At 66.2% G+C, this 7,305-nt stretch carries 7 protein-coding genes and 1 riboswitch; of the genes, 5 read left to right on the top strand and 2 right to left on the bottom strand.

The window, feature by feature from the left end; all coding sequences use genetic code 11:
- Positions 1 to 610 (bottom strand): nucleotidyltransferase family protein (locus AB3X43_RS12515; RefSeq protein ID WP_369430185.1); only part of this gene is annotated, 610 nt, incomplete at its 3' end.
- A gap of 248 nt (positions 611 to 858) precedes the next feature.
- On the opposite strand from AB3X43_RS12515, the gene pdxH reads away from it, so the two are divergent.
- Positions 859 to 1,497, top strand: a complete 639-nt coding sequence (pdxH, locus tag AB3X43_RS12510; RefSeq protein ID WP_369430184.1) for a pyridoxamine 5'-phosphate oxidase — start codon at positions 859 to 861, stop codon at positions 1,495 to 1,497.
- A gap of 81 nt (positions 1,498 to 1,578) precedes the next feature.
- On the top strand, positions 1,579 to 2,367 hold the full coding sequence (locus AB3X43_RS12505) for a YdcF family protein (protein ID WP_369430183.1): 789 nt from the start codon (positions 1,579 to 1,581) through the stop codon (positions 2,365 to 2,367).
- 35 nt (positions 2,368 to 2,402) lie between these two features.
- Here AB3X43_RS12505 and AB3X43_RS12500 read toward each other — a convergent pair whose 3' ends face one another.
- Entirely contained in the window at positions 2,403 to 3,983 is a 1,581-nt protein-coding gene (locus AB3X43_RS12500) for a UbiD family decarboxylase (RefSeq protein WP_369430182.1), read from the bottom strand.
- 260 nt (positions 3,984 to 4,243) lie between these two features.
- On the opposite strand from AB3X43_RS12500, the gene AB3X43_RS12495 reads away from it, so the two are divergent.
- From AB3X43_RS12495 to nrdR, 3 genes are all read left to right on the top strand, one after another.
- Positions 4,244 to 5,197, top strand: coding sequence for a transglycosylase SLT domain-containing protein (locus tag AB3X43_RS12495; RefSeq protein WP_369430181.1), 954 nt, complete (start codon positions 4,244 to 4,246; stop codon positions 5,195 to 5,197).
- A 20-nt stretch (positions 5,198 to 5,217) separates the two neighbouring features.
- Positions 5,218 to 5,350, top strand: a riboswitch (ZMP/ZTP riboswitch).
- A 64-nt stretch (positions 5,351 to 5,414) separates the two neighbouring features.
- Positions 5,415 to 6,668, top strand: a complete 1,254-nt coding sequence (gene glyA / locus AB3X43_RS12490; protein ID WP_369430180.1) for a serine hydroxymethyltransferase — start codon at positions 5,415 to 5,417, stop codon at positions 6,666 to 6,668.
- A 28-nt stretch (positions 6,669 to 6,696) separates the two neighbouring features.
- Entirely contained in the window at positions 6,697 to 7,140 is a 444-nt protein-coding gene (gene nrdR / locus AB3X43_RS12485; protein WP_179634986.1) for a transcriptional regulator NrdR, read from the top strand.
- Positions 7,141 to 7,305: the final 165 nt, after the last annotated feature.

Here is a 7,305-nt window from a genome sequence, read left to right as displayed (position 1 = left end):
GGACAGTCGCTGACAAGCGCAGGCGCTCCAGATCGGCAGCGGTGTTGATGTCGTCGAGCACGCCCGGATCGGACACCTCCACCGCATTCGACGGGTAGCGCCCCAGCACGCGGCGCAGGCCCTCGTCACCGCTGAGCAGGACCAGCTCCGAATACAGTTCCGCCGACAGCCCCACCGGGAACCCTTGCCTGCCGCGGTGCTGCGCGTAGGCCACCGGCGCCGAGTCGATCGCCCGCGCCACCAGCCGCAGCGTTTCGGGCCGCACCAGCGGCATGTCCCCTGGCAGGATCAGCCACCCAGGCACATGGGGTCGTGCGCTGACGCCGGCAGCGATCGAGAATCCTTCACCCAGCGGCTCCCGACTGGCAGACCCCACCGGTGGCAGCAGCACGATGTCGCGCGAAGCGACGATGCTGCTGGCCACATCCACCAGCGATGCCACGGTGACCACCACCAAGGGCAAACCGGAGCTGACCACCGCGTCGAGGGTGTGCGACAGCACGCTCGCGTCACCAAGCAACTGCGCGAGCTTCGGCCCCGTGCCCTTGTACCGCGACCCGCTGCCGGCGGCGAGCACCACCACGGTCGGCGGACTCCGGGTGGGACTCATGTCCGGCTCCTCGTCTCGATGTCGTTGACCGTGACCATGGACCATTCCTCTCTGCACTGGTTCGCACGGCCCGGGCGGGCCCTGCCTTCCATGACGCCATGGGAACCCACATCGCCCTCGAAGTGAACTGGTGCCTTCACTTAAGGACAACTGCTAGCCACGCGGACCAGACTGGATCAGTCCGGCGTCAGACAGGTGTGTTGCGCTGGAGCAGTGCGCTGGTCACGGACCTTCCTATACTCGGCGCCATGACGAACATTGCTGACCTGCGCAAGAGCTATGAGGCCGGGGAACTCGACGAGCACAACGCCGCTGGCGTGCCCCTGCAGCAATTCGACCAGTGGCTGCAGCAAGCCCTGAAGGCCGGCGTGCCGGAGCCGAACGCCATGACGGTGGCCACCGTCGGCGCAGATGGACACCCCTCGACCCGCATCGTGCTGATCAAGGGCTATGACGAGCGCGGGCTGGTCTGGTACACCAACTATGACAGCCGCAAGGGCCAGGATCTGGCGCTGCACCCCTGGGCCGCGCTGCAGTTCCACTGGGTGGAGCTGGAGCGGGTGGTGCGCATCGAAGGTCCGGTCGAGAAGGTGTCGGCCGAGGAGTCCGATGCCTACTATGCCTCGCGGCCGCTGGACTCGCGCCTGGGCGCCTGGGCCTCGCCACAAAGCCAGACGATCCCTTCGCGCACCGTGCTGGTCACCAACGCTGCCCGCGCCGCAGCCCAGCATGGCCTGAATCCGCCGCGTCCGCCGCACTGGGGCGGCTACCGGCTCGTGCCACAGCGCTGGGAGTTCTGGCAAGGGCGCAAGTCGCGCCTGCACGACCGGCTGGTCTACCGGCAGGATGCCGAAGGCCGCTGGCTGCGCGAACGCCTCGCCCCTTGATCTGCCTGTGCCCGTGACGGGCTCGGGCAGAATGCGCCCGGTCCGATCCACCCACCCACCCGGCTGTCGCCCCGCTCTCCCGTGCTGCTAGATCCGTCCTGGAAACCCCTGCTGTCCGCACTCGTCCAGCCGCCGGCCAGCCTGCTGCTGCTGATCCTGCTGGGCCTGTGGCTGATGCGGCGCCGGCCGCGCCTGGGTGGCAGCCTGATCGCGCTGTCCACGGCCGGGCTGTGGCTGATGTGCTGCGTCGCGACCGCACACTGGCTGCAGGACACCGTGCTGCGTCCGCCCCCGGCACTGAACACCGCACAGATCCGCGCACTGATGCGCGGACCGAACCAGACGCCGACCGCGATCGTCGTGCTCGGCGCCGGCCGCCACCGGTTCGCGGCCGAATACGGCACCTCCAATCTCACCCAGCAAGCCATGGTCCGACTGCGCTACGGCGTGTGGCTGGCCCGGCACACCGGCCAGCCGCTGGCCTACGCCGGCGGCGTCGGCTGGGCGCAGATCGGTGAGCGATCCGAGGCCGAGACAGCCGCACAGATCGTGCAGGACGACTACGGCACCAGCCTGCGCTGGATCGAATCGCGTTCGCGCGACACCCGCGAGAACGCGGACCTGATGGTGCCGATCCTGGACAGCGCCGGCATCAAGCGCATCGTGCTGGTCACCCACGCGGCGCACATGCCGCGCGCCATGCGCGCCTTCCGGGATGCGGCCGGCAAGAGCATGGTGATCGTGCCCGCACCGGTCGCCGCCGTGACCCGCGACGACCAGCCGGCACTGGACTGGCTGCCCTCACAGCAGGGCTACCTGCTCATGCACAACGCGCTGCACGAAGTCTTCGGGCTGATCGCCGGCAACTGAGGCCTGAGACCGGCGATCCATCCGGTGGTGGCGTGTCAGCGCGCCGCGCCACCTGCCGTGAAGAGCTGTGACCAGAGCGCCTCCATGCGCTGCGTCACCACCCGGTCCATCTCGATGGTGCGCCCCCACTCGCGGCTGGTCTCGCCCGGCCACTTGTTGGTGGCATCCAGCCCCATCTTGCCGCCCAGCCCCGACACCGGCGAGGCGAAGTCAAGGTAGTCGATCGGCGTGTTCTCCACCAGCGTCGTGTCGCGAACCGGGTCCATCCGGGTCGTGATGGCCCAGATCACCTCCTGCCAGCTGCGGATGTCCACGTCGTCGTCCACCACCACGATGAACTTGGTGTACATGAACTGGCGCAGGAAGCTCCAGATCCCGAACATCAGCCGCTTGGCGTGCCCGGGATAGCTCTTGCGGATGCTGACGATCGCCATCCGGTAGCTGCAGCCTTCGGGCGGAAGGTAAAAGTCGGTGATCTCCGGAAACTGCTTGCGCAGGATCGGCACGAACACCTCGTTCAGGGCGACACCCAGGATCGCGGGCTCGTCCGGCGGCTTGCCGGTGTAGGTCGAGTGGTAGATCGGATCCTTGCGCGTCGTCATGCGGCTGATCTCGAACACCGGGAACCAGTCCTGTTCGTTGTAGTAGCCGGTGTGGTCGCCGTACGGCCCTTCCAGGGCGTGCAGGTAACCATCCTTTTCCTTCAGCGGAATGCCTTGCTCGCTGCGGCCTTCGAATCCGGGTGCGGCGATCGGGATGTGGCCTTCGAGCACGATCTCGGCAAACGCAGGGACCTGGAGCTTCAGATCCCCCTCGCCGACGCCACTTTCCGCCAGCTCCGTACGCCCCCCACGCAACAATCCAGCGAACTGGTATTCGGACAGACTGTCCGGTACTGGCGTGACCGCACCCAGGATCGTGGCGGGATCGGCGCCCAATACCACCACTATCGGAAAGGGCTTTCCAGGATTTGCGTGTGCAAATTCACGAAAATCCAACGCTCCTCCGCGATGGGCCAGCCACCGCATGATGGTCTGGCGGGGTCCGATCACCTGCTGGCGGTAGATCCCGAGATTTTGCCGCTTCCGGGGCCGCGGAACGGACTGTGGACCGCGGGTTACCACCAATCCCCAGGTGATCAAAGGGGCCACATCGCCTGGCCAGCAGTGCTGCACCGGCAATTTCCCGAGATCGATGTCATCCCCGGAAATGATCATTTCATGACATGCCGGATGGCGAACCACGGAAGGCTTCATGTCCCACAGCGTCTTGGCCATTCGTAACAAATGGCCGGCGTCCTGCAGCCCACGGGGGGGCTCCGGCTCCTTGAGACGGGCCAGAAGCTCACCTATTTCACGTAACGAAGAGACCTGCTCGGCGCCCATGCCGAGTGCTACACGCTCCGGCGTTCCGAAAAGATTGGTAACAACCGGGATTGACGACACCCGACCTCGGGTCGTCGGGTTCTGGAACAGCAGTGCCGGACCACCGGCACGCAAGGTGCGGTCGGACAGCCAGGTCATCTCCAATTCGGTTGCAACCGATTCCTTCACTTTCAGCAAGGCCTTGCGCTGCTCCAACAAGGCCAGAAAGTCCCTCAAATCGCGGTATTTCATAGAATTACAATCTAATTACGTTGTTTCTTATTGTTGACTGGTTATTTGGACGACTTCTAGAATTCATCCGTTTTCGAATACAGGGGGCTTGTGGCCTGCCGCAACTGTGCAGCTGCCCCCTTCGATCCCGTTGCATGAAGGGGTGTTGACCACCCGACAAGAACCACTCGAACGAGGGCTGTCGGCTGTTGCGCAACGGGGATTATCTGGGCGCCTGCCAATGGCCACACGGCGCCTGCAGTGATCGAAAGAGGAGTTGCATGCTTGCACCCCGATCCTGGAAGCGAATCCAGTCCGCCACCGCGCAATCGGTGCGGGTGTTCATCGCGGATCTCGGCAACGGCCTGCTGGCCGTCAGCCACAACAGTCTGGCCGTCATCGGGCTGGCTGTCCTTAGTGTCACCTTTGTCATCGGCGGGCGAGCCGACGTGCGGGGCATGCTGGAAGAGCGTGCCCTGGACTGGCTCGTCGAGCGACAGGAAGCCCGCTCAGCCGCATCCAGCCAAGTGGACGAACCCAACCTGCTGGCCCAGGGTGACTTCTCCGCCGTGGACCGCGCCACCGCTGTCGACCCCAGCGAACTCAACCGCCAGCAGGCAGCGGTTGCGCAATGGCTGTCGCGCCGCTACAAGGTGGCGCCAGAGCCAGTCGGCCGCCTGGTTCAGGAGGCCTGGTCGCTGGGCAAGCGCGTCGGTCTGGAACCCACGCTGATTCTGGCCATCGTCGCCATCGAGTCCTCGTTCAACCCGTTTGCGCAAAGTGCCGTCGGTGCGCAGGGGCTGATGCAGGTGCTCACCCGCATGCATGACGACAAGTACGTCGCATTTGGAGGCAACCACGCTGCGTTCGATCCCCTGACCAACCTGCGCGTGGGGGTGCAGGTGCTCAAGGACTGCATCGCCAAGGCCGGTTCGGTCGAAGGAGGCCTTCGCCACTACGTCGGTGCAGCCAACATGGCCAACGACGGGGGCTACGCCTTCAAGGTGCTGGCAGAGCAGGAGTTCCTGCAGCAGCTCATCAAGGGCCGCTCGGTGCCCGTGACCGCTCGCCTGCCGGTGCCGCCAGTGTCGACGCCATCGGAGCCGGTGCCCGGATCGACACCGACATTGACCTCCCCGGTCAACCAGGGCAACCGCCCATCGGCAGCAGCAGGCCCCGGAGCCAACCCGGTCCTGCAGGGCAAGCCCGACCGTGTCGCCGCACTCAGCTATTGAGCGTGTGATCTTGTAAACTCCACAGACCGCGCAACTGGCGTTCACGGACCCCGCCCGGGGTCCGAGGTGGGTCAACCACCAGGGAGCGCGGTCGCTGCCGGCCCGCTTCGGGGCTCGTCAGCAGTTTCTTTGCCGTGCGCCTGGGCAGCCCACCGCCTCTGCCTTCGATCCAGGCGAGGCTGGCGGGGCCGGACTTCACCGACAGGACTGCCTCCCCATGTTTGACCGCGCTACCCAGACCCTCGCCACCGTCGATCCCGAGATCACGGCCGCCATCGACGCCGAAGTGCGTCGCCAGGAAGAGCACATCGAGCTGATCGCCAGCGAGAACTACACCTCGCCCGCCGTCATGGCCGCGCAAGGCTCGCAGCTCACCAACAAGTACGCCGAGGGCTACCCCGGCAAGCGCTACTACGGCGGCTGCGAATACGTCGACGTCGTCGAGCAGCTCGCCATCGACCGCGCCAAGCAGCTCTTCGGCGCCGAGCACGCCAACGTGCAGCCGAACTCCGGCTCGCAGGCCAACCAGGCCGTGTTCTTCGGCCTGCTGCAGCCCGGTGACACCATCATGGGTCTGAGCCTGGCCGAAGGCGGTCACCTGACGCACGGCATGCCGCTGAACATGTCCGGCAAGTGGTTCAAGGTCGTGTCCTACGGCCTCGACGCCAAGGAAGACATCGACTACGACGCGATGGAGCGCCTGGCCCACGAACACAAGCCGAAGCTGATCATCGCGGGCGCCTCGGCGTTTGCGCTGCGCATCGACTTCGAGCGCTTCGCCCAGGTCGCCAAGGCCGTCGGCGCCTACTTCATGGTCGACATGGCGCACTACGCAGGCCTGATCGCCGCGGGCGTCTACCCGAACCCGGTGCCGCACGCCGACGTCGTCACCACCACCACGCACAAGACCCTGCGCGGCCCGCGCGGCGGCCTGATCCTGATGCGCGGCGACGACGTGGCCAAGAAGATCAACTCGGCCATCTTCCCCGGCATCCAGGGCGGCCCGCTGATGCACGTCATCGCCGGCAAGGCGGTCGCGTTCAAGGAAGCACTGCAGCCCGAGTTCAAGGCCTACCAGGAGCAGGTCGTCAAGAACGCCGCCGCGATGGCCGAGACGCTGACGAAGCGCGGCCTGCGCATCGTGTCCGGCCGCACCGAAAGCCACGTCATGCTGGTCGACCTGCGCCCCAAGGGCCTCACCGGCAAGGAAGCCGAGGCGCTGCTGGGCCGTGCCCACATGACCTGCAACAAGAACGGCATCCCGAACGACCCGCAGAAGCCGATGGTCACCAGCGGCATCCGCCTGGGATCGCCGGCGATGACCACACGCGGCTTCAAGGAAGAACAGGCCGTGCTGACCGCCAACCTGATCGCCGACGTGCTGGAAGCCCCGGCAGACGAGGCCGTGCTGGCCCGTGTGCGCGAGCAGGTCGCCGCACTGACCCGCGACTTCCCGGTCTACCGCGGCTGATGCGACCGAGCGACCGGGTGTCCTGAACATGCGCTGCCCCTACTGCGGACACCAGGACACCACGGTCGTCGAGACCCGTGCGTCGGATGAAGGCGACGCGATGCGCCGCAGACGCCGCTGCAGCGCCTGCGACAAGCGCTTCACCACCTACGAGCGGGTCGAGCTGGCCATGCCCGCGGTGGTGAAGAAGAACGGCAACCGCATCGAGTTCGACCGCGCCAAGCTGCGCGCGTCGATGATGCTCGCCCTGCGCAAGCGCAACGTGAGCGTGGACCTGATCGATGCGGCCATCGCCCGCATCGAGAGCACGCTGTTCACCAGCGGCGAGAGCGAGGTCACCACCTCCCACATCGGCGAGCTGGTGATGCGCGAACTCAAGCGCCTCGACAAGGTCGCCTACGTGCGCTTCGCCTCCGTCTACCGGCGCTTCGAGGACGTGGACGCGTTCAACCAGCTCATCCGGGAAATCTGAGGCACCGGCCTCCCCCGCACCTCCCCCGAAAAACCGGTACCGCTCCCTCTTCGGAGGGAAGCGCATACCACCAGCGCCTGCCTAGACTGGTCGCCAGCGATCCAGCACAGGCGAACGGGGGGATGGATGGTCCGGACAACGATGCAGGCGAGAACACACGCTGCC

Origin of the sequence: Sphaerotilus sp. (genome assembly GCF_041083715.1) — a bacterium.
In the GTDB taxonomy this organism is placed as follows: domain Bacteria; phylum Pseudomonadota; class Gammaproteobacteria; order Burkholderiales; family Burkholderiaceae_C; genus Sphaerotilus.
The sequence above is the reverse complement of the archived record's forward strand: the minus strand, read 5'-3'. Positions and strand labels throughout refer to the sequence as shown.